Below are 26,544 nucleotides of genomic sequence, written 5' to 3' on the forward strand. Positions count from 1 at the left end.
AAACTTTCGTCGCCGCGTGTATCGCAAGCCGATTTCCCGAACCTCACCCTAACCCATCAGAGGCCATTGTGTTTGATCTTCTAAAAGGCGTTCGCGTGGTCGAACTAACCACGATTGTATTGGGTCCCATGGCGGGCCAGATACTTGCAGATTTTGGAGCCGACGTTGTTAAAATCGAGGCTCCCGGCGGTGATCTAGCACGACATGTCGAGCCTCGTTCAGAAGCCGGCGAAAGCTCGATGTTTGTGAACTGCAATCGCAACAAACAGAGCATCGCTATAGACTTGAAAACACAAGAGGGCCGCGAGGTCTTGAAGCGCTTGATATCGCAGGCGGATGTCTTCCTGCACAACATGCGTATGAAGGCGGTGCGCAAACTCGGGTTCGATGCCGCGACTCTGCGCGCCATAAACCCCGGCCTCATTTATTGTTCCGCCATCGGCTTTGGCAGCGATGGCCCTTATGCTGATCGTCCAGCCTATGACGACGTTATTCAGGCAGCATCAGGTATTGCGCACTTGCCGACATACACGGGTGCTGAGCCCGCATATGTGCCGGGCGTGATCGCAGATAAGGTGGCAGCGCTCTACGCGGCCAATGCCATTTCCGCAGCATTATACAACAAAGCCCAAACGGGACAGGGAGTTGAAATCGAGGTCCCAATGTTCGAGGTTATGACCTCGTTCGTGATGACTGAGCATCTTGCCGCGGCATCTTTCGAACAGGACGCTAAACCAGGGTATCGCCGGCTGCTCAACCGCCATCGCCGGCCGTTCAAAAGCTCTGACGGTTGGGTCGCGGTTCTTCCTTATACTGAAACTCACTGGCGCAGCACGCTTGAGGAGATCGGGCGCGCTGACGTGATCGAACAAGAGTGGTTTAAAAGCGCCTCAAGTCGATCAAGCCATGTGGCGGAGATGTATGAAATCCTCGCTCAAGTAATGCCCAAGCGTAGTACCGACGACTGGATCAACACCTTTCAGCGGCTGGATGTGCCGCATTCGCGGGTTAGTTCCTTGGGGGACCTGCTGAATGATCCACACCTCCAGGCCGTCGATTTCTTTGGTGTTACAGATAATACAACTGGCCGAGCGCGGTCGGTGCCCCAGCCGGTAAAGGTCAATGGAGCTCACACCACCGTAGACAGAGGTGCGCCGCTGCTTAGTGAGAATTCGATCAGTCTGCTTCATGAACTCGGTTACGAACCTACCAAAGTTCACGACATGATAGAGCGCGGCGTCGTGCAGGCCCCCCCACCAAAGGAGGGGGAATAGGATGGCAGGTCTGTGGCTAGAAGAATTTAGGCCTGGCATGGTGATCTCGCATGCGATCACGCGCACGGTCACCGAAGCTGACAATATTGCTTTTTCAACCCAGACGATGAACCCCCAGCCGCTGCACATTGATCGGAACTTCGCCGCTCAAACAGAATGGGGTAAGCCGCTGGTTAACTCGCTTCTGACGTTGGGGATCATGATCGGTATTTCGGTTCATGAAACTACACTGGGCACTACTGTCGGCAACCTGGGAATGACTGATGTGATATTTCCGGCGCCGGTCTTTCATGGTGACAGCCTGCGGGTAGAGACTGAAGTAATCTCAGCACGGGCATCAAAGTCGCGCGCCGGTCAGGGTATCGTGGAGCTTATCCATCGCGCCTACAAACAGGACGGAACTTTGGTTGTTTCCTGCCGTCGTTCTGCGCTTATGCGCGCACGTCCAGCGCAGGAGGCAAACTGATGCGATCGTGGCTTTTCGTCCCGGGCAACCGCCCCGACATGATGGCAAAGGCTGCGCGCGTGGGCGCCGATGCCGTCATCCTAGATCTCGAAGACTCCGTTGCGCTTCAAAAAAAGGAAGAGGCACGCGAGGCAGTGGCAAACGCCCTCTCTACGCTTGATCGGAGCTCGCAGTTGTGGGTGCGGGTAAACCCCATATCCAGCGCCTTTTGCGCGCAAGATGTCGCGACAGCGGTCAAAGGGCGCGCCGATGGGCTGGTCCTGCCAAAATCCAAAAACGGCGGCACGGTCCGCGACCTGATCGATATGGCTGGCAACGCTTGCCCGCCAATCCTTGCTATCGCTACGGAAACCGCGGGCTCCTTGTTCGGCCTAGGCCAGTATGCAGGGCTGGAGACACATCTCTTTGGATTGGCCTGGGGGGCAGAAGATTTATCGGCAGACTTGGGAAGCACAGCTTCACGCGACGACACCGGAGCCTTGACTGGCCCGTTCGCGCTGGCCCGCAATCTGATGTTGGCCGGAGCGATGCACGCAAAGTGCCTACCCATAGACACGGTTTGGACCGACATCCGGGATCTCGCCGGGCTGGAGGAGGAATGCAACGCCGCCCGGCGCGACGGGTTCACCGGCAAGATGGCAATCCACCCCGCACAAGTGCCGATCATCAATCAGGCGTTCCGACCAACAGCTTCTGAAGTCGTGCTGGCCAAACGGATCACTCAGATGCTGGCGAGCAACCCTAATGTGGGTGCGGTCAGCATCGACGGACAGATGATTGATATGCCGCATCTCAAACGTGCAAAGCGGGTTCTGGACCTCGTGGAAAAATATGGAGAAGATTAATGACGCCTGCACCCATTCGCCTAGGCCGTGGCTTTTACTGGCAAGAACTGACAGTAGGCGATCGGTACTCAACCTACGGCCGCACCATCACCTCGGCGGATATCAGCACCTTCGTCGGTCTGGCCGGCATGATCGAAGTGCTTTTCACCAATGCGGAATACCGTAAGACCGAAAGCACTTTGAAGGGCGAACCGTCACCCGGAGCGCTCGTGTTTTCGGTAGCAGAGGCGCTGGCCCTCAATGCCACAGCTCAAGAAACGGGTTTAGCTTTTCTTGGGCTTTCCACACTAGAAATTAAGGGGCCCGTCCAAGCTGGCGATACGATTGATGTCGAAATGGAAGTGCTCAGTGTACGCCAAGAAAGCAATGGCGGCCGTGGTCTAGTACGAACACGCAACACGGTTCGCAATCAAGAAGACAAAACTGTCATGGTGTACGAGCCGTTGCGCTTAATGATGGGAAGGCCCCAATAGGCGGGAATATAGTGCGCCTGTAGATATATAAGAACTCTCGGGACACTTCCTATAAATTACCTAGTTTGAGGTGGAGGAAGTTTTCATGACGAACGAGGAACGCGACATTCAATGCAAACTTAGAGTGCTCCAAGCCATGCTCGCAATGCTGGCGGTATTTCTGGTTGGTCGGTCCAGTTTTTTATAGATAACGCGATGCCACTCGACCTCAGGGAGGCCGTTCGTTAAAGGCGCGCCGCCTGTGAAATAGCTTACCTGCGCTGCGGTGATGAACAGGCGAACAGGACGGTCACTGGTATTGGCCTGCCCCCGCTGGTCCCTTGTTCAAAAGCCTGAGGGCGTTCCGGAGAGCGTACTGATACCTAAGTCGTCCGTTCATGCTCAAGTTATGACAACGTTGGCCACGCTTATGAGCCACTCCAGTCAAGCTTAGCTGTAAACGCTGCGCAATTGATTCCTAGGATAAGCCCTCAAGAGGGGGAGCTTGGACATTGCTTGAGATGTGCGTAAAAGGCAGCTCTTGGCCGAGAGCGTTGTCCAGCCCTGACATCGATATTTCGCTGCTCGCTGCAGTGACATATCTCGGCTCCGAGGCCAAACCTCGCGGAGCGCGCTCCGTATCCCCTTAAGATTGGGAAGGTTTAAAGATTCGCAACGTGTGTTGTGAGCGTAACCGCTTCACAATACGCTGTTTCTCGTCCACACTTAGGAAATGCGCCCCCCGTACCGGCTCCAACATTGCTCTAGGACGAGATGACAAACTTTATAATCGACGAGCCGCGTATTGTTTTCATCCATTTGCCCAAAACCGGCGGCACATCGGTGCGCGACGCGCTTGGGGAGCTGGAGGGACGGTACTTTGGTCATGTGCCAAAGCACTTTCGAGACCGACACAGCTTGGCGGTTGTTCGCGAGCCAAAAGCCCGATTTCTGTCTGCCTTCCGGATGTTCAAGTTCGGCAATCAGTTGGAGGGGGACTATTATGCCGAGCCGCGATGGCCCGATCTGTCCATCTCGCAGGCGCTTGATGTGCTGGAAGACCCGTGGATTGGCTTTGACCGCAGTCATCGGGACATCCCTTGGAACTTCAAACATCATATCATTCCCCAGACCCATCCGTTTAATTGTTTGTTCTATGCAGACACGGTTCTTCGGTTCGAAACCCTTGAAGAGGATTTTGGGGCGTTTTGTGCAAATTTTGGGATCGCTGCACACCTGCCGCGACTACGAGCGTCTCGGAGTGGCCTGAAACACGAGGAGCGGTGGCGGCCGGAGGATGAAAAGCGCTTCATGCGCTTGTTTGCCGATGACTATCGCTTTTTGGGGTATGCTCCCGGTCGCCCTGAACCCACAAAGAAACGATATAATCTTGAACCTTTTAGGCCCAAAGAAAGGACGGTTTACGATCTTTGGCCAGCCTATTTCTCGGACGAAAAGGTCTTCCTAAAAGATGCCGCGCAAGCACTGCCTGAGGAGACTTCTGCGCTTGAGCCATTCGCGGATGAGATTATCCCGGGCTCTCCAACGGGGGCTTGGGCGGGGCGGTCAAAAGATCTGGTAGCTCATTTTCAGAAGCTTCAGCCGGAGTTTTCTGGGGCTTCTCGTCTCTCGCACCTGCTGGCCTGTACGATCGTTGTGCTGCGCAGGAACCCGAGCTGCGAGAGCGCCCTTAAACTTTTTTGGCGGATCTTGGATGAACAGTTTGAGGTGATCCGGTCAGAGCTATCCTTACGCTGGTTGGTGTCGATTGCAGACACGGTCGCAGATTTGGGCCGAAGTTCCGCAGAATGTGCTGTTGGAATGAGCGCCAGTATCTACGCAAATACGGCGAAGCTTCATGAGAGCGAGCTTAAATTGTTCCACCCAAAGCGTCCGTGGCCTCCCCGCAGACGTTTTTCATCAGGAGGGGCATTGTTTGATGGCATGCTGACCTATTGGGTGGAGAGGGGAGATATGATCGACAATATGTTTGCACGCTCGGCGAAGGTGGCGGCATCGGAGCCGACGGCTGGAAAGGTCTTGATGGAGGTGATTGAGCGACTGAAGCTTGGCCCAACCGTCTATAGGCGGTTTAAGTTTATATCGGGGGTGAAGGCCGCACCTCTGGTAGACGATAAGATCAAAGAGCGGCTACAGCGGATTATGAAGAACAATGCTTGAGCCGGTGGTGAGCGTACCCTGTACCGCTCTCGTGTTTGGGGGCTGCACCAGCGCTTGGTCTCAGGATTAGACAAGCAGGTAGGTGATATGAACAAAGGTCGTAAACCCGATATCCTGTGTATCGGCGCGCAGAAGGCAGGCACGTCTTGGCTACACGTCGCCTTGGCAACAAGACGGGACATTTGGGTGCCGCCCTTCAAGGAGCTTCATTTCTTTGATCACAAGTTCATTGCTGAATGCCGGCGGTGGGCGCCGTGGCATGTCAAACAGGGTCTTCAGGGCGCGCGCGCGCGCCATCTCGCAAGCGCCTCACCCCCAGATGAGGCCTATCTGGCCTATCTTGATCGTTTGCAGACCGCGCCCATTTTGAACGGCACATGGTATAAGTACATTTTTTCCCGAGCGCCGGAGGATCAAAAATGTCTCGATGTCACGCCGGAGTACTCATGTATTCCAGATGAGGGTGTGGACTTTTTCAGGCGCTTTCTGCCGCAGAGCAAACTGATCTATCTCATCCGCAACCCCTTGGATCGGTTAAAGTCTCAACTACGCATGAATGCGCATCGCAGAAAGAAACTGCCTTCATCGCCACAGGAGTGGGAGGAGCTCCTAGACATGCCTGCGCTTCGTATGCGCGGAGATTATCTCAACAATGTGCCGCGGTGGAGCGCACATTTTGCACCAGATCGATTGCTGTACTTACCCTACGGACAAATCGGCAAAGATCCTTTGAGCCTTCTGCGCAAGATTGAGCATCATTGTGGCTTGCCTGCCTCTGAATACCCTCAGGCTGCTGAGAGAGTTCATCAAACAGCGCCGCTACAGTTGCCAGACTATGTCATTGAGCGTTTGGAGGAGCTGGCCGCGCCCCAGGCCGCGTTTCTTCGGACCCATTTTGGCGAAAGCTTCTATCAAGAAACGTAAGAAAGGGGCATGGAACATTGTCTGACGTGGCGAATGTCGGACTTGGCCTCAGCCATCGCGCAAGGTGACCTTCGACATGGCGGCAATCCTGATCAGATCGAGCTCATACTGGGCATCCATGCGGATCTGGAGCTCTTCATCGATTTGGACAATCTTACTGAGAAGCTTTGCGCTTTTAAGGTGATGGCAAGCCTCTTGCGACAGGGCTCTGCGGGTTTGAGGATCAATAAGCTCAACATCTAAATCAAGCAGGGCTGCCAAGAACGGTAGCATCACCTGATGGGGCTGCTCGAAATTCCAAACTGTTAAGGTCGCTCCAGGACAGGCAGCCGTGATGCGAGACACCAGATCGGCCCAAGAATGAACTGGCACGGTGCGGTCAGAAGGACCGGGGGAGATGTCATCATCCGCCAGCAGATATGTCCAAGATTCTGCTTGAGGAGCAATTGCTAAATGCAAATGCAGCTGGCGGTCGGAGAAAGCATTGTCGAGGTTTTGAGCTCTGCGATTGGCCTTGGGGAACATGGTTTTTTTGGTTAGCATATCGCTCACCGGGCCGAGAAGGGCGTGTTCGCTGATGATAATGTGCTTAAAGGCGTCAAGAGATTTTTTGCCTCTTAGAACAGGCTCAACAGCACCTTGTAGAAGGCCCAGCTTGTCTGAGGCGGTCATTGTCGCTCTAAAGTGCTCTACGTATTCGTGGCGCGTGATGGCTTTGGTCGACGTACTTAGTAAGACCCTTCCCAAGTGATTTGATATGCATTCTATAAAGCCGGTCGCGATACGGTTTGCCCCAAAGTGGACAGTCGCCGTTCTTTGGTCAGGCATCATCCAGCTCCGGAAAGCCGTGATGAGAAATTGTCTCATGGCCTTGGGCGATGCCTTTAGCGGCCTGCGCCAACCCACCAACCTGGTGCATAAGAATTTTGTACTTTAGCTCCAGTGCTGCTAGGCTTGGCCTTAACCGCGTGAGCTCTGCATCGGTGAGACTGTTTGCGGCTTCATCAGAAGATAGGATTTCTTCGAGAAGCTCTGCGACTTCTGCCAATCTGGCTTGTATTAGCACACGGTCTTTTGCGTCAAAGCCGCTGATTTTGAGAGAAAGAGCCTCTTCCTCGGCGTCAATCGTTAGCTTGAAGCTCATGGCCTGTCTCCCACAGATTTCCGTTATCGATCAATATTCAATAGCATGTAGTGGCCAGCACCTATCATGATGATTTACCCAAGGCTACGGTGAGTACTGGAACACTAAAGACTGGGTGATCTATTGATAATCCTCCCATTTTTAATGGGGTCCAGCCGTAGAATTCACGCAGCCGTTTTCAGTTTCATGGCGGGTGTCATGCCGCCGATGCCCATGTTGGGTCGCTCGTTGTTGTAAGTCCAGAGCCATTGTGTTGCTTGGTCTTGTGCCTCCTCAATGGTTTCGAAGATGTATTGCCCCAGCCATTCGCCACGAACGGTGCGGTTGTAGCGCTCGATATAGGCATTCCGTTGGGGCTTACCGGGCTGGATATATTCGAGCCGCACATTGCGTTTCTCAGCCCATTTCATGAGCTTCCCGCTGATGTATTCTGGGCCGTTGTCCACACGAATAGCTTGGGGCTTTCCGCGCCACTCAATGATCTGGTTCAGCGCACGCACGACACGTTCAGCAGGCAGCGAGAAGTCGACCTCAATAGCCAGTCCTTCGCGATTGAAGTCATCCAAGACGTTTAACGTCCTGTTCGACCGGCCATCCGCCAACAGATCCGCCATGAAGTCCATGGACCAAGTTTCATTGGGTCTGTCAGGCACAGCCAGTGGCTCCGGCTTGTCCCGCTTCAAACGTTTCTTCGGCTTGATACGCAGGTTCAACGCCAGCTCACAGTAGATCCGGTAGACTCGTTTATGGTTCCACCCATAGCCCTGCACGTTGCGCAGATACAAAAAGCACAGGCCGAAGCCCTAGGTCCGCTTGTTGGCCGTCAAGCGTTCAAGCCAATCTGCGATCTCTTCGTTCTCATCGCTCAGCACAGGGCTGTATCTGTAGCAGGTCTCGCTGATCTCGAACGCACGGCACGCCAGAGCTATGCTGACCCCATATTGCGCAACTGCATTCATGGCCATCTCTCGCCGATGAGAGGGCCTTAACGCTTTTTTCCAAGCGCTTCCTTCAGCAGATCGTTTTGCATGCTCATCTCGGCATACATGCGCTTCAGACGACGGTTCTCTTCCGCCATATCCTTCATCTGGAAAATCAAGGACGCGTCCATGCCGCCATACCTGGCCCGCCATTTGTAAAAACTCGCGCTGCTCATTCCGTGCTCGCGGCACAGCTCAGAGACCGGAACGCCACCCTCTGCCTGCTTCAACACGGCTATGATCTGTGCGTCGCTAAATCGTCCGTTCTTCATCATAAATCTCCTCAGATATCTTGCCGAGAAAGTTCTACTTTTGAACACCACTATTTTTAGGGGCGATTACCGACGAAAAGTTGGACTACCTTGGAGACAGCCCATGTACAGTTACGAAGAACGACTGCGCGCGGTTAAGCTTTATATCAAGCTCGGCGAAGGGGCGAAGGGCGCGGTTCTACTGCTGTAGGGCAGCATTATTTGAAACGCCTTGAAACCTTGTAGCGCCAATAGAGGTGTGCAAGCGCACCCTTCAGGCTGCGCGGTATCATGCTCTCGAATAGCGGGCTGCCGGTCGCGCCAAAGCGCTGCTTGTAGGGTTCGTCGCCGATGGTAAAGTCGAAGTAGCCCTGAAAGTCGGTCTTAGGGCCGAACTCTTCTAACGTCGCGTCGAACATGAGCATTCCGGGACGATAACGGCCCCATTCCTCAATTGCGAAAGTGGGCATGACGCTGAGATACACCTTGTCCCGCGAGAGGCCAAAACTGGCAGCGATAGGGGTCTCTCCTACCTTCAATACCGTGACCGACACCTCGAGACGACGATTCGGGGCCTCGGCAACGCCGAAATAGAAATCGCGCCAGACGTGGGGCGTTTCATCGCGTCCGATGTCATCGAAACGCCGCTGTCGCATCCCCCAGAGTGCCGTCATGGCGGAGGAGATAGACTTCGGGTCGTCGTAATGCTCGAGGTTCAGCGGGCCTAGTGTGGTGATCTTCTTCTTCTGCTGGCGAATAGTCGAGCGAAGGCGGGATTGCATTACGTCTGGCGCCATCTCGGTCCAAGGGCGGTTCACATGAATTCCGTAGCAGCTCTCGCGCATGGCGACCAAGTGCTTCATCTGCAGCAGGGGATTGGGCCGATCTTGGATGTGGTTCTGTAGTTTCTGGAAATGCACCAAGTCGCTGCGAGGCAGAACATTCAGGATATCGGCAAGAACCTCAGGAACCTTTTGCGGATCGATGCGATCGTCGGGCGCCATGACAAGGCCGCCGTAGTCACTGACTCCGAGGTCGGCGAGGGATATGACGTCGAGCCTCTTCCAGCGATGGTGGCACAGGGGTAAGATCCAAACGAGTCCTTCTGCATCGGACACCGTAACGATGAGCGGCTCTGCGATCCCGTGTCGGCTGGTGCATTCATACCATTTGGAAACCCAGTCATAGGTCTGAAATACGGTGCAGAGGCCTTCCTCTTCCAACTGGCGCCATTCCGTTTCCAGTTTTGTCCAATCCCGGTGTAACGCAATCGTTCTGCGCAATTGGGACGTACTGGCAGCAGCCGATCCTTCGCCAAGTATGGAATGTTTCATTGTGCCCCCTAAGCCGATTGGAATTGCGAAACCACGTTTTGATACCTTGTTCACGACCACTTCTCTCGCCCAGTACGCGCAGAGCCTTTGAAGCGCGGGTCCGACCGTTTCGGAGAGCAATTGGCGCAGAAATAGCGCAAAGTAATTCCAAATACGCGGATACGGCCGACCTAATACCAGTGCTAATCCAAAGTTTAGTTTCTCACTTTAACATAGATTCCGCTGTCTAGGCGAAAGAAGCGCGTCCTTTATGCGTGTCCACCGAAGTCAGGAGAGTCTTCGCCGATTCAGTGATTGCCCGAAATCGCAATTCAAACCATACTGATCGGGCAGATAGGTAGGGAGTGGGGTCATGATCATTGAAGCATCCAACGCAGTCCCAGAGCATCGATCGCTCGCTGACAGGTTCGGCTGGCGCTGGCGCAAAGGTCTATACACCTATACTTGGCGTTACGGCTTGCGCCGGAACCTTACCGAAGAAGTCGAAGCCCCAAAGGCGAAAATTCCGCTGCATGTCCGCCCATTCGAGCTGGAGGACGAGAACGCCCTTTTCGGCCACCGCCATGCCGGCGCCGACCCTGCCGATCTAACGGAAATTAACTACCGTCTTGAACATCTCCAGGCCGATATTCCGACACCATACGTCGCAATTGACGAATATACGGGAACGCCGTGCTATTTGCAGTGGCTAATGGGGGCTGAGCAAAATAGCAAGATTCAGGCGCAGCCATGGGGATTTCCGGTACTGGCGCAGAATGAGGCCGTGCTTGAAAACGCTTATACCCCGCCAGCTTACCGCGGACAGCATGTCATGGCCGCGGCAATGTTTCTGATCGCGGAGCAGGCGCGAAAACTGGACGCGGATTACGCCATGACTTTCGTATCCGAAGATAACATTCCGTCACTGAAAGGATGCAAGCGCGCGGGATTTGATATCTATATGGTCCACCAACGGCGGGACTATGGCTTTGGTCTCTACTGCCGCAACGATTTCACGGTTCTGCAAAACGGCGATCCCCGCCTGTTGTTCTTGGCGAGCTAGCTCAACATCCCTTGGATGAAGAGAAAACAACGCGATCGCTCAGCTTTTGCGCTTGGATCAACTGTGAAGGTTGAGCCGTGTTCGAGGATTTCGAATGAGGCAGTCCTCCGGCCTTGGTAAGCGATTGAAGGGAACCGCTTGTTCCCGAACCGATAGAAGGATCGTCTGCTGAGAATCGGTTATGTAGTCGCAGGCCTTGTTGAGCAAGAACGCCACTTAAAGCTGTGTGGGTTAAATAGGGAACCACCTAAGAAAGAAATACTAGCCCGATCATTGTCGAAATGTACTAATTGAATCAAGGGCTAAGGTCGGAAACAAGATATTCTAGCTTTTAGGCGTATTTATGCCATAATCTATAGGCGGAGCTTTCTTCACCAGGGGGGGGAGAGAACGAATTTAATAGACGATCCCATCCTCGGGTGATCCATAAGGGGTGCGATTTTTCAGATGAAGCAGATTATTTTGAGGAATGAAAGGATGGAGGTACTCGCATTTCCGAGTGCAAGAGAATGCGTTGTTCGTAATAAGTCTATCCACGGTGGACAGGGGAAGAGGCTATTCGACGTTGCATTGGCGTTAATAACGATACTGGTGTTGTCGCCGTTGCTTCTCGGGTTGGTGCTGGCGGTTCGGCTGTCGGACAAGGGTCCGGCCCTTTTCGGCCAGACCAGAATCGGCGCAGACGGTAAGGCGTTTAAAGTATGGAAGTTTCGCACCATGGTGCCGGATGCAGAACTGCGTCTTCGGGAGCATCTTGGGCGCAATCCCCAGGCTGAGCGGGAATGGCAGGCCTGCCGCAAACTTCGATCTGATCCGCGGATTACCCGTTTGGGGCATGTACTGCGTAGATACAGTGTCGACGAATTGCCTCAGCTTTTTAATATTCTTATTGGCGAAATGAGTTTTGTTGGCCCGCGGCCAATTACGGAAGCGGAATGTGTTCTTTATGGAAGCTCTTTGCGGCATTATCTCGCCTGTAGGCCCGGCCTGACTGGAATCTGGCAGGTTTCCGGACGCAGCGATGTCTCCTATCGGAAGCGGGTGGCGCTCGACCGGCTGTATTTAACTCACTGGACGCCATTTCTCGATATCATTCTCTTATTTAAGACAGTGCCAGCCGCGTTATCAGGTCGCGGCTCATACTGAATTGCATTTCTTTCGGCCTGCGTAATTCAAGGATTGGATAGATGTTAAGGTGCAGATGGATTCTCGGGATGATTGCCTGTCTTTACCTGCTGCCTGCAATTGCGTCTGCAGAGAAGTACAGAATTGCGTCCGGAGATGTGTTGAGTCTGCGTGTGTTGGAATGGCAGCCTACCGAAAGTCACGCGCAGGTTTGGGATGCCTTCACCGTGGAGCTACTGGTGGACGCCGACGGGTCGATCACGATCCCTTTCCTCGGTCCGACGCCTGCCGCTGGCCATTCGACGGAGGAACTTGCAACAGAGATCTCCAGAGCCCTAAGACAACGGCTGGCAGTCTCGACCTCACTGGATGCGGTGATTCAGATCGCCAGCTACCGGCCCGTCTATGTTACCGGGGCGGTTCGCAATCCGGGTGAGTATACCTTCCGTCCCGGGCTGACGGCCACGCAGCTCATAGCGCGCGCAGGGGGGAGCGCCTTGGCGCGGGATACTGCGGAAATCAATCTGAGCGATCTGCTCTCGCGGGAAGGAACGATGCGGCTGCTCGCGCTTGAAAGCGAGCGTCTGGCGATTAGGCGGGCGATGTTGCAGGCGGCAATAGGCGGTGCCGATAGCTTAGAGGAGCCGCGGCGGCATGGCGGACTGCCCTGGTCAGCAGATTTGGTGAAAAGCGAAAACGAGGTGCTTCGGCTTAGGCAAGTGCGGCGCAAGCGCGAGCTCGCCTCATTGGACAGTCAAATTCGGCTCTATAACAACGAGATAGACTCGCTAACCGAGCGAACCGCGGCGCAGGAACTGTTGGTCGAAAGCGCGCGGGATGAGCGGCAGACCGCGCGGTCGCTGGCCCAGCGCGGCTTGGCCGTGGGCTCCCGCGTTGCAGAGACCGAGCGCAGTCTCGTGCTGATCGAGGGTCAGCTGCTTGACCTTTCGACAGCCATTTTGCGGGCCCGGCAGGCGATCACGCTGGCCGAAGCGGAAAAATCGGCGCTACGGGATCGCGAGTTGATCGAAGATACGCGCGAATTGCAGCGGGTCGAAGAGGAATTGGAACGGATGCTTGCGAACTTCGCCACGGAAGAAGAGCTTGCCCACCTGGAGATAGGGCGCGCCCTCGGAGACGGTTTGGGCGAGGGTGATCGGCACTCTACCGATATGATCGTGACTATCGTTCGCGATCAAAGCGGTGTAGCGGTTCCGCGATCAGGCCCGGAGGCGCTTCTTGCGCCGGGGGACGTGGTCCGGGTCGCCATCCCACGCAATTGGAGCCGTCGACCGGGCGAGGCCCTAGGTCTCGTTACCCAATGAAACCGGGACTGACCAGCATAGCACCCGACGCCGCCGGAGCCCTGATCCAGCAGCACGTGACTACAGAGCGCGGTCGCAGCGCTATTCTCGGCGTGGGCTGGTCTGCGCTGAACACCGGTTCGGCAATGCTGATCTCGGTGCTTGTTTTCATCGTTACGTCGCGGATCCTCGGCCCCGAAGAGTTCGGCATCGTGGCACTTGGCTTTTCGATCGTCACGATCGTCGGCTGCGCCACCCCGGGTGGCTTTGGCGAGGCGATTGTCCAGCGCAAGGCGATCAGCCGCGCGCATCTCGATACCGTCTTCTGGCTCTGCCTCGGTTCGGGCGTGATCCTCTATCTGCCGCTTCTTTACTTTGCAGGGAGCGTAGCTGAGTTGAGCGGCGAACCGATGCTTGCGTTGTTGTTGCCGTTCTTTGGAGTGAAGTTGATCTTGGATCTGATAGCAGTCGTGCCGCAGGCCTTGGTGGTCCGAGCAATGCAGTTCAAATATGTCGCCGCGCGGACAGCCATTGGAAACAGTATTGGAGGCATCGTCTGCGTCGCCATGGCCCTGAATGGCTTTGGGCTCTGGGCCTTGGCTGCGGCGCCGATGGTGACCTCCATCGTGTCACTGGTCATCCTGATGAGGGCCGCGCGTTGGCGGCCCGGTCCTCACCTGGATATCGGCGCGCTGCGTCAGATGCTGCGGTTCGGGCTGTACGCGTCCGGCACCAACACACTGCATCATCTGAACCTCGACCGACTGATGCTGGGGTTGCTCGCCGGGCCGAGCGTGCTGGGACTATACTTCCTCGGCAAGCGACTGTTTGACATTCTCAGCGGTGTGACAGTGGGCATGATTGCATCGGTAACGACCGTGTTCTTCGCCTCGACGCAGGAAGATGGTCCCGAGGGGCAGATCAAAGCATTCCGGAATGCCATGCGCGCGACCACGCTTCTGACCTTTCCGGTTTTCGGGGGGCTCTACGTCATTGCCGAAGGCGCCGTGCCTTTGATCTTGGGAGACCACTGGTTGCCGGCCCTGCCCGCAATCAAGGCCTTTGCATTCTTCGGGTTGTTCGCAAGCGTGCTCGCCGCGTCAACGTCGCTGGCCACTGGGCTGGGGCGGACGGACCTGGCCTTCGGGGTCGACCTGCTGCGCAATCTGCTTTCGGCAGGAGCGATTTTGTGGGGCCTGGATTACGGGTTCGAGGCAGTGATGGCGGCGCTCGTGGTCGTGCATGCGGTGATGCTGCCAAGCGGCTTCCTCATTGCCCGCAAGTTGATCGGGATCTCGGCGCGCGAGTATTTGACCGCACCGATACAGCCGCTGCTGACGACGCTGACGATGGCGGGTTTTCTTATGTTGCTGCCAATGGCGCTACCGGAGATGCAGCCCGAGCCGATGCTGGCACTGAAATTTTTCCTCGCGACCGCAGTCTACGTCGCCCTTAGCCTAAGCTTCTCTAAAGAACAGATCGCGGAATTGCGGCGGGTATTCGCGGAAAGGAAGGCCTCATGAGCGCAGAAGGGCAGATTCCACTCGGCACCGGACGTAATGTCGCGCTGACCGAAAGGGCTTCAGGGCAGCGCGTTTCAGTCATCATGGCCAATTACAACTGTGCGCCATACCTCGTGCGCGCAATCCAGTCGGTTCTGGATCAAACCCATGGCAACCTAGAGCTTTTGATTAGCGATGACGGGTCTAGCGATGACAGCTTGGCCGTCGTCCGCAAGGCGATGTCACGCGATGCGCGGGTCCTTCTGATTTGCGCCGCTGCGGCGACCGGGCCGGGGCCCGCCCGCAACCGCGCTTTCGATGCGGCAACCGGAGACTGGATTGCCATTTGCGACGCGGATGACATCATGCATCCCGAGCGGCTAGAGCGGCTCTTGCGCGCGGCTCACGCGCTCGAGGCCGATATGCTCGCGGACGACCTTATCTATTTTGGTAAAGACCCGTTGGAGCGCCACAAGACCCTGTTGCAGAAGGTCGCTCTGCAAGTCCCGCAAGTGATCGATGCCGTGACGATGGCGTCAGGGACGCTTTGCGGCGTCAGGAACCTTTCGCTTGGGTATCTCAAGCCCCTGATCCGTCGATCCGCGCTTGGCGGCCTTCGCTATGACAGCGAGCTTACTATCGACGAGGATTATGATCTGTACCTTCGCTTGCTGGTTTCGGGGGCTCGGTTCGTCGTGATCCCGGACGCAATGTACCTGTACCGCCGCCATGCGAAGTCGATTTCCCATCGTCTGAATGTCGATGGTTTGAAGAGTATGGTGCAAGCGCAGGCGGCATTTATTGAGGGTTTGGGGCCCGAACAACACGCATTGTCCGCCGCTGTCGCTCGGCGCATGAAGGGCCATGCGGTGGCGTTGCAATATGCCTATGTGCTGGAGGTTGCAAAGGCCGGGAACTGGCTTGGTACTGCTGCACGTCTCCTACGAAGCCCGCGTAGTCTTTGGCTCTTCGGGAAGAGCCTTCGGGAGCGTCTCCACCGGCGGCGCGCGCGCATGCAGGCCGCCGGAGGGCGGATGGACCTGGTCCTGTGTAAGCGCGGAGGGCAAGTACCTCCCGAGGCATCCCACTTAATGAAGTTCGAGGTTCCGGAGGTCTCGGCGGCGGTATGGTCGCCCTCCGCTGCGCAGACCTGGGCGCATCTGGCTGGCATGGCCTGCGAGCATGAGTTGCATATCCAAGCCGCAGACAGGGCCGGGGAGTTTGCTTTGGGTCTGGTGCCGCAATTTGCCTCCGCCGAGGTAAGCTACAGCCCTTTGCGCCAGCAGAGTGCCGCCCCTGCGCGGAAATACGCGACGCGGATACTCTACCTGTCGCACGATCTAGACGATCCGGCCACCTGGCGCCGGGTGTCCATGCTGACAGCCGGCGGGGCGCTTGTCGATGTTGCGGGATTTCGGCGCCAAACTGCACCGCTTAAGCGCGAAGCCGTAGTGTTGGGCCAGACCAAAAACGGCAAGTTCCTGCATCGCGGGCATAGCGCCCTGCGACTATTTCTGCGCTGCGAGGCTTTGCCCGGGGAGGGCGCCCACGACGTGATCTTGGCGCGGAACCTCGAAATGCTGCCGCTTGCCCACCGGATCAGCAGCCGGTCCGAAAAGATGCCGCGGCTGGTCTATGAAGTGCTCGACATACACCGGTTGCTTGTGGGGCGGGGCCTCGTTTCTTCAATACTGCGGGCGGTGGAGCGCTACCTCTGTCGCGGGGTGGCGCGTGTTTTGATCTCCTCTCCTCGCTTTGAGACGGAGTATTTCCGCCCGCATGGGCAGTTGTCTGCACCGACGCTCTTGGTGGAGAACAAGATTTGGCACCCTGATAGAGCGGATCTTCCGCTGCCGCCGCCGAGAAAGATGCGCCCCTACAACGGGTCGCTGGTCATTGGCTGGTTCGGGGTTCTGCGCTGCGCCCAGTCCCTGCGCTGCCTCGACGCGCTCTGTCGCGGGACGAAGGGGCGGGTGCGGTTGGTGCTGCGGGGGCGTCCGGCGCTGGATGCGTTGCCGCAGTTCAACCGGATCGTCGCGGGGAACCCCTATATCGAGTTTCACGGCGCTTATCGCTATCCCGAGGACCTTGCAGAAATTTATGGGGGCATCGATATTGCTTGGCTGGTGGACAGGTTCGACGCGCGGGCGAATTCCGATTGGCTGCTGCCGAACCGACTCTACGAAAGCTGCGGCTACGGGGCGGTGCCGCTCGGGTTGGCTGGAACCGAGGCCGGCTCCTATCTCGCGCGACGGGGGCTGGGATTATGCCTGCATGACTTGAACCACGAGACGCTCGCCGCCCAGCTGACGGAGTTGGATGACGCCAGTTTGGCAAAGGCCCGCGCGCGGGTCGCGGCGGTGGGCAGGGAGCAATGGCACTACACGCGACAAGACTGCGCTCGCCTCGTGCAGGAGCTCGCCGGGGAGACCAACAGGGCGCGGCCAATCGCCTTGCCGCTCTCCGAAAGCGCGGAGGTCGTGGCATGAAGACGCCTCAGAAAACACTACAACAGTTTGCAGCGAATGCTCCACAGGGCCGGATCGCCTTTGTCATACCGACATTGAACGAAGCGCGGCACATCCGTCGCGTGATCACGGCGCTGCTTGGCAGTGCCGAGTGTCTGGAGGCAAGAATTTTCGTGGCGGATGGCGGGTCGACCGATGGCACGCGGGATCTGGTGGCGCAGATGGCTTCGCAGCATCCGCGCATCGTGCTCTTGCATAATCCGAAACGCCAGCAGGCCGCCGCCGTGAACCTCGTGGTGGCGCAGTATGGCGGGCAACTCGGCTGGATTTTGCGGGTCGATGCGCATGCCGACTATCCGCGGGACTACGCCGATGTCTTGCTTGCAGAGGCGGACCGACATCAAGCCGACAGTGTCGTGGTGCGGATGCAGGCGACCCCGGCCGGGCGCCGCGTCATGGAGCGCAACATCGCGGCGGCGCAGAACGCCTTATTTGGCAATGGTGGTTCGGCCCATCGCGGGGAGGGCCAAGGCCGTTACGTCGATCACGGGCATCACGCACTCATGCGGGTCGATGCCTTCCGATCTGTGGGGGGGTATGATGAGACGTTCAGCCACGCAGAAGACGTCGAGCTTGACCAGCGGCTGGTGAAGGCGGGCCATCGAATCTGGCTCACGGGCGCAACGGAAATCAGCTATTATCCCCGTCGAAGTCTTACACAACTGGCGCTGCAGTATTACCGCTTTGGCGCGGGCCGCAGTGCGAACTTCCGGAAACATCCCGATAGCCTGCAAAAACGGCATTTCATCTTGCTCTCGCTGGCTCCTATCGCGCTGCTGGGCCTGTTGTCACCGTTTGAACCTCTGCTTACGATGCCGACGGCTCTTTGGCTGTTCGCCTGTCTGACGGCTGGCGTGCTGACCGCTTGGCGAAGCCGACAGGCAGAGATCGTCCTGTGCGGTCTGGCGGGGGCGGTGATGCAGTTGGCCTGGTCGTGCGGTTTCTGGGGGCGGGCAATTCATGACGCTCTACAAGCATCTGACATCCATGCTGTACCCGGGCGCCTGCCAACAGCGGAGGATGAGAAATGACCGGGAGGCGGGTGCTTGTGCGACTGAGCGACAGCGATGCGAGCATCGATCCGACTCACGGGCCCGCTCCTAGTCAAGCGCCAGACCCGATGGGGACGACCTTTGACCTCAACGCTCTGTTTCAAGGGGTGCTGCGACATAAGCTATTGATCGTCGCAACCGTGGTCGCAGCGCTCCTTATTGGGGTTCTCTACATCAAGACGACCCCGCCGGTCTTCATGGCCTCGACCCAAGTCATGATCGGCGATGAGGTCGCGGGCACGTCCGGGATCTCCAACCGTCCGGCGAATCTGTCCCAGAACGAGCTGACCCTGGAAAGCGCGCTTCGGGTGCTGCAGTCACAGACACTGGCACTGGCGGTCGTGAATAAGCTGGACCTTCACCGGAACGATGCGTTTATGTCGCCGCCCACGTCACTGCTTGGTGAAGCGGTGCAGGAGTTGCGGAGCAGGGTCCCTGACCTTTTGCCGCAGGCGGCGACACCGGAGAGCGCGGTCGACCCAAAAACCGAAGAGATGCGGCAGCGGTTCGAGGCCGTGGAGATACTCCGTGAAGGGGTTGAGATTCGGCGCGAGGGGCGCAGTGCTGTTTTCCTGATACGGTATTCGGCAACCAATCGGGAGCTGGTCGCGGAGATCGTGAACGCCTATGGCGAAGCGTTCGTCTCGGACCAGTTGATGGGGAACGTCGAGGCCTCTGCGAGGGTGCTGGATTGGTTGCAGGACCGTCTTTTCGTCATTCAGGACAATTCCACCCAAGCGGCGCTTCAGGTCGAGGAATACCGCGCGCGGAGTGGTTTGGAGACGGTCGCCGGCGAACCGATCATTGTCCAGATGATCGCACGGCTGAAAGAAGACCTCGCGACCGCCACTGTCGAGGTCGCACGGCTGCGGGCGCAAAGCCTCATCTTTGACGAATTGCAGCATCTCGATCCAGCCCGTTTCATCGCGTCTGGCGCGGCCGGGGCGCGCGTGCCAGATGCGGATTTCTCGGCCCGGCAGGAGCGGTTGCTGGTTCTGCAGCAACATTTGGACGAAACCATGCGGCTGTATGGGCCCGACCATGCCGAAGTCCTCCAGCTGCGGGAGCGGATCGAGGTCGAGGGGCGGATATTGCAACGCGAGATGCAGCGCCTCTACGAAACGACGCTGAACGCATTGCGCGCGCAGGAAGCCGAGATCACCATGTTGAGCAATAGCATTGAGGAGATCTCGAGGGAGAACGTCAAGCTTGCCACTTCCCGCGTTGAATTGCGCGCACTCGAGCGGCAGGCGGAGATCTATGAAAGCCTGAACGAGACCTACCTGCTGCGCCTGAAGGACCTCGAGCAGACCCAGACATTCCCGGTTAGCAACGTGCGACTGCTGTCGATTGCGGACACCCCGCAGGACCCGATAGCGCCCCGCAAGACGATGATCTTGGGCTTGATGCTTCTGGGCCTGCTGGCCGGTGCCGCACTGTCCCTGTGGCGGGAACGGGCACAGCGTTTCATCCGCACGAGGGACGAATTACAGGACGCCATCGGGCTGCCGTTTCTCGGCTATCTGCCCCAGATGAGCCTCAACGAGATCGAAGGTGCGACGGCGCCGGAGGCTTTGAAAAAGCCAAGGCGTGGCAGCAACAAGCCACGTCTCGGATTCCGGCACGTTTTCCCGGTTCTTAAAGACCCTCATTCGCAGTTTACCGAAGCCCTGCGCAACATCCGTGTGGCGGTCGAAGCATCGGCAGGTAGCCAGACCGGCTATGCGCTTGGTATCGTTTCGATCCGACCGGGTGAGGGCAAGACCACATCGGCGAAGAACCTCGCGGCGCTTGCGGCGACCACTGGGCGATCCGTGCTCTTAGTGGATGCCGACGCCCGCACCTCCTCGCTATCCAAGGGGTGGCGCCAGTCGATCGGTATGGGGCTGTACGAGGTGCTCACCCGGCGGGCGGACTGGGAGGACGCCCTGCGCCTTGAGGTCAATACGGGCCTGCACTTCTTGCCCTTCACCACGTCCAAAGGAACGAGAGTGACCGGCGACATGATTAGTGCGCCGGAATTCCGCACCCTGATTGCCGAGGCCAAGCAGCGCTATGAACTCACGATAGTTGATTTGGCGCCCCTCGGCCCGGTCTCGGACGCACGGGCGCTCATACCGGCGTTGGATGGTTTGGTGCTGATGCTGGAATGGGGGAAAGTGTCGCCTGAACTCCTGCAATACATTCTATCTTCGGACCCAATCCTCCACGAAAGGCTGATCGGGGCCGCGTTGAACAAGACCGACATGAAGGCACTTGCGAAATACAGCAAGTCCGAGCCAACGGAAGAACTTTATTATGCCTATGGCGATCCAGCCTCTTAATCTGGCCCAAGGTTTGTGCAGGTGGGCTTGGCGGCCCACGTTGGTCGCTATTACGGCGGCACTGTCGCTGGCGTTCGTCCTAGCGGGCGCTGGGCAGGCCGAGCCTTTGGGCGAAAGCTTCAAGGACGATTTCACCAGTTTCGACGCCGCGCGTTGGTATGTCTCAGACGGATGGAGCAACGGCGATCACCAGAACTGCCTCTGGTCCTCTGCCGCCGTATCGCATCTGCCCGGTCGGGCGGTTCTAAGCTTCATAGAGGCCCCGACAGAGACACATGGCTATCACTGCGGCGAAATCCAAACCAAGCAGCGTTTTGGCTACGGCACTTTCGAGGCGCGGCTTAGAACCGATGATGGCAGTGGTCTCAATGCGGCGTTCTTCACCTATATCGGCCCCGCCCATGGTGCGCGGCACGACGAGATCGATTTCGAAATCCTTACGGGAAATGTCGATCAGGTGACTGTGAACACCTATGTCGATGGCCAGTCGATGCACGGTGGGGTGTACCGGCTAAGCAACCCTGCGAATGTCGCCTTTACCGTCTATTCCTTTATCTGGGAGCCAGGTCTCCTGCGGTGGTTCGTCGATGGACAACTGATCCATTCCGTCGCAGGCCCGGCGCTGCCGGAAACGCCGCAGAAGATTTATCTCAGCCTCTGGGGCACCGAGATATTGAACGACTGGATGGGGCCCTTCGTTCCACCGGACCGCGCAAAACGGATGGAGATAGACTGGGTCGCCTTTACCGCGCAGGGTGCGTCCTGCCAGTTTGCCGCATCGGTCCTTTGCAAGCTTGCAGGAGGCTGAATTGATCACTGAGTACCAGCATCAGGGCAGCCTCGCCGCACCGGCACCGACCCTCACGATCTGTCCCAATACGGTGCTCGGGTATTTGTCTGTCAATGCGCTGGTCCTTGTCTCTTATCTAGGCTTTAAGGGAGTGGTGGCATTCCTGGCGGCCGGGCTTTGCATGCTATTGCGCCGTCCCGACCGAGCGGGCGTGGAGATGCGCGCCTTCTGGTGGATTTACCTCCTCCCGGGTTGGTGCATCCTCAGCCTATTCTGGTCGGATAACCCCTATCTCTCGCTACGGCATGGCGCGCAGCTTGGGGTTACCTTCCTGATCGCCGCGACTTTAGCGAACCGTCTTTCGCCGATCGTGTTTTTGAGGCTTCTCTTTTCCGCGCTTGCACTGGCGGGCGTGGCAAGTCTGTTGTTCGGCAGTCTGCGGTTTGACGGGGTCTGGCTCGGAATCTTCGAAAGCAAAAATTACTATGCTTTCACCATGGTCGCGCTAGTTCTGTGCTCATTCGCCCTGCTAGCCGACCCGGCAGAGTCGCCTGCTTGGCGTGGCGCAGGTTTCATTGGACTGGCGATGGGGTTGCCGCAGATCAAGATGGCGGAATCTCTTGGCGCGATCTTGGCGACGGTCTTTGTCCTTGCTGCGGCACTGACGATCCTGCTCACCCATGCTCTTCCTTTCGCGCGCCGTGCGGGGGTGCTTACCCTGTTTGGCGCCACTGCACTGGCCGGAATTCTGGCGGGACTTCATTTCCAAGGCCAAATCCTTGATCTGATCATTGAGCGGACCGGGAAGGACCCCTCGCTTACCGGACGGACAGAGCTTTGGTCCCTCGCGCTCGGCGAGATTGCCCGGTCGCCCCTGTTAGGCACCGGCTATCGGGCTTTTTGGGTCCAGGGCAGCCCGCTTGCCGAACAGATATGGGCGGAATACTATATCCTGTCGAAATCGGGCTTCAATTTTCACAATCTGTTTTTGTCGAGCGCGGTCGAAATCGGGCTGATTGGTTTGCTGCTCTCGACAGCACTTCTGGTGCCGGCTCTGTTTCTGAGCACCTTCTGGCTCATGCGGTCGCGCCGCGCCCCGGCTATCTTTTCCTTCATGGCCGTAACCTTCGTGCTGGCCTTATCCATGGTCGAAGTGCCGGTATTCTTCGAGTTCGACGCCGTGACGGTAATTGTGCTCGTTGCACTGGTGCAGAGCCTTCGTGCCGTCCGAGAAGAGCCACAGGCGCGGACGCGCGGGCAGGGAGGGCCACTGTCGTGATCTTTCAAACAAATCTGGAAAAACCGCGTGGAATTGATTCACGGTCTCACCGTCGAACAAGCACTAACGCTAAGGCAAAATCAGGCTTTCGTGCGGCTCTGTTCACGGTGTTTGGCCCAGTCTTTTTCTTTCTTCGACCTAGAGAGCCAAGCCGTGGACAGCAACAGAACCAAATAGAGAAGTTGCGCGGTCACAAGGGTCACACCTCCCATCGCAAGAGCCAGAAGGACCGAACCACCAAGCAGCAAAGTCGCGCCCATGGAAATGATCGCCGTAGTCAACATGCCGATTACAAAGAGGAATATGTTCATCATCTGCTCTCGATTGTGCTCGATCACTATAAGTCTAAAACAGAGAAAGTTTCAGCCCGTCGAACTTGCCTAAAGTCTATCAAGCGTAAAGAGTTTTTTCAATCTATACTCTCCAATTCAGCTGTATTCGAGCCTTTCACCGCCGATTCGATTCGCTTTAGTCCCTTGAAGCATGGCACAGCGATCGATCTGCGGAACGAAATGATTAGCTTGTCGCGGCAGTCCGGTCGCATAAGAAACGGGGCATACCAATGACGATCGCGGCTTCGAAATTTTCATGCAAGAACCTACCGTTGGTCGCCTTCGGTGTTTGCACATTCCGCCGCCCCCTGCTTGCGCGTGCGCTCCGAAGTCTGGCCGGTCAGACCAAGATGCCGGGTTACCGTTTTTGTATCATCGTGGCCGATAATGATGACACGCCTTCGGCTCTTTCGCTGGTGGAGGACCTAAAGGCTGAAAGCAACATTGCTATGCACTACGTGCATGCTCCTGCCCGCAACATATCCATTGCGCGCAATGCTTTGCTTATTAAAGCTGCGGCGCTCGGTGTCACGTTTTTCGCAATGATTGACGATGACGAGGAAGTCACGGCTGATTGGGCCGCGACGCTTTTGACCGAAATAGCCTCCGGTGGGGCCGATGCGGTGCTTGGGCCGGTCTTTGCCCGCTATCGTGCCGGGGCGCCGGAATGGATGAAAAGGGCGGGTCTGCATGATGTCCGCCCGGTGGTACAGCGCAGTGGCGAGATCGTTACCGGATTTACCGGCAACGTGATTCTGCGGATGGATAGCCCCCATCTGCGCCATCGCCGCTTCGAGCTTGCCTATGGCCTGACGGGGGGTGAGGATGACGCCTTCTTCAGCGGCATGGTGAAGGACGGCGGGACAATTGGCTATGCAGAGAGCGCCGTTGCCTATGAGGAAGTGTCAGAGCAGCGAGAGACGCTCGGGTTTCTCTTGCGCCGCAGTTTCCGCGCCGGTCAGACGCATAGTCGTGTCAATAGGCCTGAGCGATCTATCGGGCGGGCTATCCTTTTCTTCAAAGCGATCAGTAAGACCTGCGCGCTGCTCGGGGCCGCCGGGGCGGCCGCGACGTCCCCAGCCCGCCGCACAAAGGCTCTGATGCGAGCATCGCTGCACGCGGGGATCTGCTCGCAAATTCTCGGGGGGAAAGTTCTTGAACTCTATCGCACGTGAAGCAGCACCTGAATCGGCCAAGAACGCGACGAAGCGCAGGATATCACTCGCCGGGCGCCTGTCCTTTGCCATCGCCGCACGCGTGGCCGTTCGCAGACTGCCGATTGTCCCCGACCAAGGCTATCTGAGCATCACCTTCGACGACATCCCCCGGTCAGCTTGGCGCGAAGGAGGGCCGATACTCTGGCGATGCGGAGTTCGTGCAACCTATTATCTTAGCGGCGATCTCTGCGGAAAGACTGTCGAGGGGCGCGCGCAATACCGCCGGTCGGATATCGACGAAATCTTTGCCGCCGGGCATGAGCTAGGCTCGCATCTCTTCCATCACCGCAGCACCCTGAATTTGCACCCGGGTGAGATACGCAACGAGATTTGCTTGAACGACAGCTTCCTGCGGGAGGTCGTTGGACCGAAGTTCTGTGCGGGTAGCTTCGCTTATCCCTATGGCGAGGTCTCGGTCGCCGCGAAAATTCTGGTCAGCCGACGTTTTTCTTCTGCCCGAGGCGTTAGCCCCGGGCTGAACCAACAATTGACTGACCGGGACCTTCTCCGCATTCTCCCCGCGGATAACATCTTTGCGGCAGAGATCGATTGGACCGCGATCTTTAAAGATATCTCGCGGCAGAAGGCTTGGGGGATCGTGCTTGCACATGGGGTCGACGACAGTGGCCATGACTACAGTTGCCCGCCCGCACGTCTCGAGGCGATCCTCGCAGGCGCACAGGCAGGGGGGGTATCTATCCTGCCTGTGCGGGATGTGATGCAGCGTTTAGCTGGACGCGTAGAATTGGGTTCCGATTTATAGGTCCAGCGGTGCAGTTCCGCCATGGAATCCCCAAGCAAGCCCACCCTGAAGGGTCGCGTCTGACTCGGCATTGCGACATGTCAGCGGTAGCGGTTTCTCGGCTTTCACATACAGCCGCCCCATGTCGAGCAGGGCCAAATACCTCTAATTTCCAGCGATAATGTCACTTCAAATTCGACGAAAGGCAAAGACGAAGATTTCATCAAATCTTCAAATAAGCTTCAATCTCCTTAATGAGGGGTAAGAAACGAGCGCAAACATCATACTCCTTCAAGCAAAGCATCCAAATATTTTCGAATTGCAATGATTTGAGGTAGGCCGCCGTTGATCGCCGTATCAAGTGGGCAGCGACCTAAAAACAAAGGGCCGATGTTTGGATACGTGAACCAAGCGCTAGCGATCGGTTTGGAGAAGTAAATTTCGAGTGCCTTGTGAATGCCGATAATTGCGCTGATACGCAACAGCTGCTCTTCAGTAAGTTCTACTGCAAGGCCAGACTCGATGTAGTGTAACCAATTAACTTCAGAAATGTCGGCGAGTTTGGCAGTATCTTTAACACCGAGAGACCAAAGACCGGCAATGTGAGTATATGCTTTGAGTGCTGCTGCGTTAATTTGTGATGGATCACGGGTCGCACTGATGATTTCCATTTTGAGATTCCTCGGGTCAAGTGCAGCACTTGTTGCGTTCGTCGCGGGGTTTTTCGGGTCTAAGTGTGGTAGTCCTAAAGCAGTTATGAGTGCAACGGTTAAGCTCAATTATGCGGCGGGCAGAGGGTGCTGCAAACGCCTCGCGGCATCTATTTATAACGTGGTGTTCGTCTGTCACGGTCTTTGGGGTCCTCCGATAAATTAGCATATTCGCCTAGTGCCGGACCTGTGAGGCTCGAACGCGAGCTGTAGAGGCGAAGTCGGCGCGCTACGCTGCGACCAAAGAACGGAAATTGCTCAGACTGTCGAACTGGTTCCCCTTTGCGAAATCCGGCCTTTAAGGCGGGTGAGGGAGTTTCTGTCCGGATTTATCGCACGGTCGCTTTTGAGGAATTCCCTATAAGGATTTTGCGTTCTCGGTATAAGTTATCCACAATTTTCGACCTTTTGGGTTCTGTTTTTGAAGGGTGCCGGGTTTCTCAGGGAAAGCAGTGCGGCTATTCTGGTGCCGAGAAGGCAACTGAAGGACTGGTTTACCGGGTGCTAGGAAATCCGGATTGGAGTGCGAAAATATGAAACTGCGCTAAATTTTCGCAAGCATCAGAAAAATAACGACTTTATTGACATTTCGGTGGGGTCGTGTGATTTCGTCGGCGCAATACAGCTGTTCTAGTGAGACGAGATTTTAGAGATGAAAGGAAGACACCGGATACACATTAATTCACTCCCCCAAAAAAACGCGTGCTACAAGAGCACGCGCTAAAAAGGTGGGGCGGATCTGCCCG

At 56.8% G+C, this 26,544-nt stretch carries 22 protein-coding genes and 1 pseudogene; 17 read left to right on the plus strand and 6 right to left on the minus strand.

The window, feature by feature from the left end:
• The first annotated feature begins 68 nt into the window (after positions 1–68).
• The 6 genes from BM229_RS12925 to BM229_RS12950 all read left to right on the plus strand — a co-directional run bounded on the left by BM229_RS12925 (position 69) and on the right by BM229_RS12950 (position 6,142).
• Complete coding sequence (locus BM229_RS12925; RefSeq protein ID WP_167360253.1) at positions 69–1,274, plus strand: CaiB/BaiF CoA transferase family protein; 1,206 nt, start codon at positions 69–71, stop codon at positions 1,272–1,274.
• A 1-nt stretch (position 1,275) separates the two neighbouring features.
• A complete protein-coding gene (locus BM229_RS12930; protein ID WP_093928070.1) occupies positions 1,276–1,740 on the plus strand; it encodes a MaoC family dehydratase in 465 nt (154 codons plus the stop codon).
• On the plus strand, positions 1,740–2,585 hold the full coding sequence (locus tag BM229_RS12935; protein ID WP_093928071.1) for an HpcH/HpaI aldolase/citrate lyase family protein: 846 nt from the start codon (positions 1,740–1,742) through the stop codon (positions 2,583–2,585). The genes BM229_RS12930 and BM229_RS12935 overlap by 1 nt, the downstream gene beginning before the upstream one ends.
• A complete protein-coding gene (locus BM229_RS12940) occupies positions 2,585–3,058 on the plus strand; it encodes a MaoC family dehydratase (RefSeq protein WP_093928072.1) in 474 nt (157 codons plus the stop codon). The genes BM229_RS12935 and BM229_RS12940 overlap by 1 nt, the downstream gene beginning before the upstream one ends.
• A 753-nt stretch (positions 3,059–3,811) precedes the next feature.
• Positions 3,812–5,218, plus strand: a complete 1,407-nt coding sequence (locus BM229_RS12945) for a sulfotransferase family 2 domain-containing protein (protein WP_093928073.1) — start codon at positions 3,812–3,814, stop codon at positions 5,216–5,218.
• Positions 5,219–5,305: 87 nt separating this feature from the next.
• Positions 5,306–6,142 carry a sulfotransferase family protein gene (locus BM229_RS12950; protein WP_093928074.1) on the plus strand — a complete coding sequence of 279 codons (837 nt, stop codon included), beginning with the start codon at positions 5,306–5,308 and terminating at the stop codon, positions 6,140–6,142.
• Positions 6,143–6,190: 48 nt separating this feature from the next.
• On the opposite strand, the gene BM229_RS12955 is transcribed toward BM229_RS12950, so the two are convergent.
• From BM229_RS12955 to BM229_RS12975, 4 genes and pseudogenes are all read right to left on the minus strand, one after another.
• Positions 6,191–6,814 (minus strand): hypothetical protein, encoded by a 624-nt coding sequence (locus BM229_RS12955; protein ID WP_139226284.1) that lies wholly within the window; start codon positions 6,812–6,814, stop codon positions 6,191–6,193.
• Positions 6,815–6,962: 148 nt separating this feature from the next.
• Positions 6,963–7,286, minus strand: a complete 324-nt coding sequence (locus BM229_RS12960; RefSeq protein ID WP_093928076.1) for a hypothetical protein — start codon at positions 7,284–7,286, stop codon at positions 6,963–6,965.
• Positions 7,287–7,450: 164 nt separating this feature from the next.
• A pseudogene (locus tag BM229_RS12965) lies at positions 7,451–8,538 on the minus strand (IS3 family transposase).
• A gap of 197 nt (positions 8,539–8,735) precedes the next feature.
• Positions 8,736–9,851 (minus strand): GNAT family N-acetyltransferase, encoded by a 1,116-nt coding sequence (locus tag BM229_RS12975; RefSeq protein WP_093928078.1) that lies wholly within the window; start codon positions 9,849–9,851, stop codon positions 8,736–8,738.
• Between the two features lie 352 nt (positions 9,852–10,203).
• Here BM229_RS12975 and BM229_RS12980 point away from each other — a divergent pair, with 352 nt between their 5' ends.
• From BM229_RS12980 to BM229_RS13020, 9 genes are all read left to right on the plus strand, one after another.
• Positions 10,204–10,893, plus strand: coding sequence for a GNAT family N-acetyltransferase (locus tag BM229_RS12980; protein WP_093928079.1), 690 nt, complete (start codon positions 10,204–10,206; stop codon positions 10,891–10,893).
• 447 nt (positions 10,894–11,340) lie between these two features.
• Positions 11,341–12,039 carry a sugar transferase gene (locus BM229_RS12985; RefSeq protein WP_244152180.1) on the plus strand — a complete coding sequence of 233 codons (699 nt, stop codon included), beginning with the start codon at positions 11,341–11,343 and terminating at the stop codon, positions 12,037–12,039.
• A gap of 68 nt (positions 12,040–12,107) precedes the next feature.
• A complete protein-coding gene (locus BM229_RS12990; RefSeq protein WP_276326644.1) occupies positions 12,108–13,343 on the plus strand; it encodes a polysaccharide biosynthesis/export family protein in 1,236 nt (411 codons plus the stop codon).
• Positions 13,340–14,845, plus strand: coding sequence for a lipopolysaccharide biosynthesis protein (locus BM229_RS12995; protein ID WP_093928081.1), 1,506 nt, complete (start codon positions 13,340–13,342; stop codon positions 14,843–14,845). The genes BM229_RS12990 and BM229_RS12995 overlap by 4 nt, the downstream gene beginning before the upstream one ends.
• A complete protein-coding gene (locus BM229_RS13000; protein WP_093928082.1) occupies positions 14,842–17,313 on the plus strand; it encodes a glycosyltransferase in 2,472 nt (823 codons plus the stop codon). Before BM229_RS12995 ends, BM229_RS13000 begins: the two co-directional genes overlap by 4 nt.
• Positions 17,310–18,383 carry a glycosyltransferase family 2 protein gene (locus tag BM229_RS13005; RefSeq protein ID WP_093928083.1) on the plus strand — a complete coding sequence of 358 codons (1,074 nt, stop codon included), beginning with the start codon at positions 17,310–17,312 and terminating at the stop codon, positions 18,381–18,383. The genes BM229_RS13000 and BM229_RS13005 overlap by 4 nt, the downstream gene beginning before the upstream one ends.
• 89 nt (positions 18,384–18,472) lie before the next feature.
• A complete protein-coding gene (locus BM229_RS13010) occupies positions 18,473–20,728 on the plus strand; it encodes a Wzz/FepE/Etk N-terminal domain-containing protein (RefSeq protein ID WP_167360255.1) in 2,256 nt (751 codons plus the stop codon).
• A gap of 40 nt (positions 20,729–20,768) precedes the next feature.
• A complete protein-coding gene (locus BM229_RS13015; RefSeq protein ID WP_244152182.1) occupies positions 20,769–21,536 on the plus strand; it encodes a family 16 glycosylhydrolase in 768 nt (255 codons plus the stop codon).
• A 1-nt stretch (position 21,537) separates the two neighbouring features.
• Positions 21,538–22,797 carry an O-antigen ligase family protein gene (locus BM229_RS13020; RefSeq protein ID WP_093928086.1) on the plus strand — a complete coding sequence of 420 codons (1,260 nt, stop codon included), beginning with the start codon at positions 21,538–21,540 and terminating at the stop codon, positions 22,795–22,797.
• 80 nt (positions 22,798–22,877) lie between these two features.
• Here the strand turns inward: BM229_RS13020 and BM229_RS13025 are convergent, their stop codons facing one another.
• Positions 22,878–23,111, minus strand: coding sequence for a hypothetical protein (locus tag BM229_RS13025; protein WP_139226285.1), 234 nt, complete (start codon positions 23,109–23,111; stop codon positions 22,878–22,880).
• A gap of 248 nt (positions 23,112–23,359) precedes the next feature.
• Here BM229_RS13025 and BM229_RS13030 point away from each other — a divergent pair, with 248 nt between their 5' ends.
• Both BM229_RS13030 and BM229_RS13035 read left to right on the plus strand, forming a co-directional pair.
• Positions 23,360–24,304 (plus strand): glycosyltransferase family 2 protein, encoded by a 945-nt coding sequence (locus BM229_RS13030; protein ID WP_093928088.1) that lies wholly within the window; start codon positions 23,360–23,362, stop codon positions 24,302–24,304.
• Positions 24,285–25,109 (plus strand): polysaccharide deacetylase family protein, encoded by an 825-nt coding sequence (locus tag BM229_RS13035; protein ID WP_093928089.1) that lies wholly within the window; start codon positions 24,285–24,287, stop codon positions 25,107–25,109. The genes BM229_RS13030 and BM229_RS13035 overlap by 20 nt, the downstream gene beginning before the upstream one ends.
• Before the next feature lie 260 nt (positions 25,110–25,369).
• Here BM229_RS13035 and BM229_RS13040 read toward each other — a convergent pair whose 3' ends face one another.
• A complete protein-coding gene (locus BM229_RS13040) occupies positions 25,370–25,759 on the minus strand; it encodes a DUF2384 domain-containing protein (protein WP_093928090.1) in 390 nt (129 codons plus the stop codon).
• Between the last annotated feature and the right edge of the window lie 785 nt (positions 25,760–26,544).

This window comes from Sulfitobacter dubius (assembly GCF_900113435.1).
In the GTDB taxonomy this organism is placed as follows: Bacteria; Pseudomonadota; Alphaproteobacteria; order Rhodobacterales; family Rhodobacteraceae; genus Sulfitobacter; species Sulfitobacter dubius.

Bases quoted from the DNA above. Each gene is read 5' to 3' on its own strand.
- BM229_RS12930 (WP_093928070.1), top strand. From the start codon at position 1,276: ATGGCAGGTCTGTGGCTAGAAGAATTTAGGCCTGGCATGGTGATCTCG.
- BM229_RS12935 (WP_093928071.1), top strand. From the start codon at position 1,740: ATGCGATCGTGGCTTTTCGTCCCGGGCAACCGCCCCGACATGATGGCA.
- BM229_RS12940 (WP_093928072.1), top strand. From the start codon at position 2,585: ATGACGCCTGCACCCATTCGCCTAGGCCGTGGCTTTTACTGGCAAGAA.
- BM229_RS12945 (WP_093928073.1), top strand. From the start codon at position 3,812: ATGACAAACTTTATAATCGACGAGCCGCGTATTGTTTTCATCCATTTG.
- BM229_RS12950 (WP_093928074.1), top strand. From the start codon at position 5,306: ATGAACAAAGGTCGTAAACCCGATATCCTGTGTATCGGCGCGCAGAAG.
- BM229_RS12955 (WP_139226284.1), bottom strand. From the start codon at position 6,814: ATGACCGCCTCAGACAAGCTGGGCCTTCTACAAGGTGCTGTTGAGCCT.
- BM229_RS12960 (WP_093928076.1), bottom strand. From the start codon at position 7,286: ATGAGCTTCAAGCTAACGATTGACGCCGAGGAAGAGGCTCTTTCTCTC.
- BM229_RS12975 (WP_093928078.1), bottom strand. From the start codon at position 9,851: ATGAAACATTCCATACTTGGCGAAGGATCGGCTGCTGCCAGTACGTCC.
- BM229_RS12980 (WP_093928079.1), top strand. From the start codon at position 10,204: ATGATCATTGAAGCATCCAACGCAGTCCCAGAGCATCGATCGCTCGCT.
- BM229_RS12985 (WP_244152180.1), top strand. From the start codon at position 11,341: ATGAAGCAGATTATTTTGAGGAATGAAAGGATGGAGGTACTCGCATTT.
- BM229_RS12990 (WP_276326644.1), top strand. From the start codon at position 12,108: ATGATTGCCTGTCTTTACCTGCTGCCTGCAATTGCGTCTGCAGAGAAG.
- BM229_RS12995 (WP_093928081.1), top strand. From the start codon at position 13,340: ATGAAACCGGGACTGACCAGCATAGCACCCGACGCCGCCGGAGCCCTG.
- BM229_RS13000 (WP_093928082.1), top strand. From the start codon at position 14,842: ATGAGCGCAGAAGGGCAGATTCCACTCGGCACCGGACGTAATGTCGCG.
- BM229_RS13005 (WP_093928083.1), top strand. From the start codon at position 17,310: ATGAAGACGCCTCAGAAAACACTACAACAGTTTGCAGCGAATGCTCCA.
- BM229_RS13010 (WP_167360255.1), top strand. From the start codon at position 18,473: ATGGGGACGACCTTTGACCTCAACGCTCTGTTTCAAGGGGTGCTGCGA.
- BM229_RS13025 (WP_139226285.1), bottom strand. From the start codon at position 23,111: ATGATGAACATATTCCTCTTTGTAATCGGCATGTTGACTACGGCGATC.
- BM229_RS13030 (WP_093928088.1), top strand. From the start codon at position 23,360: ATGACGATCGCGGCTTCGAAATTTTCATGCAAGAACCTACCGTTGGTC.
- BM229_RS13040 (WP_093928090.1), bottom strand. From the start codon at position 25,759: ATGGAAATCATCAGTGCGACCCGTGATCCATCACAAATTAACGCAGCA.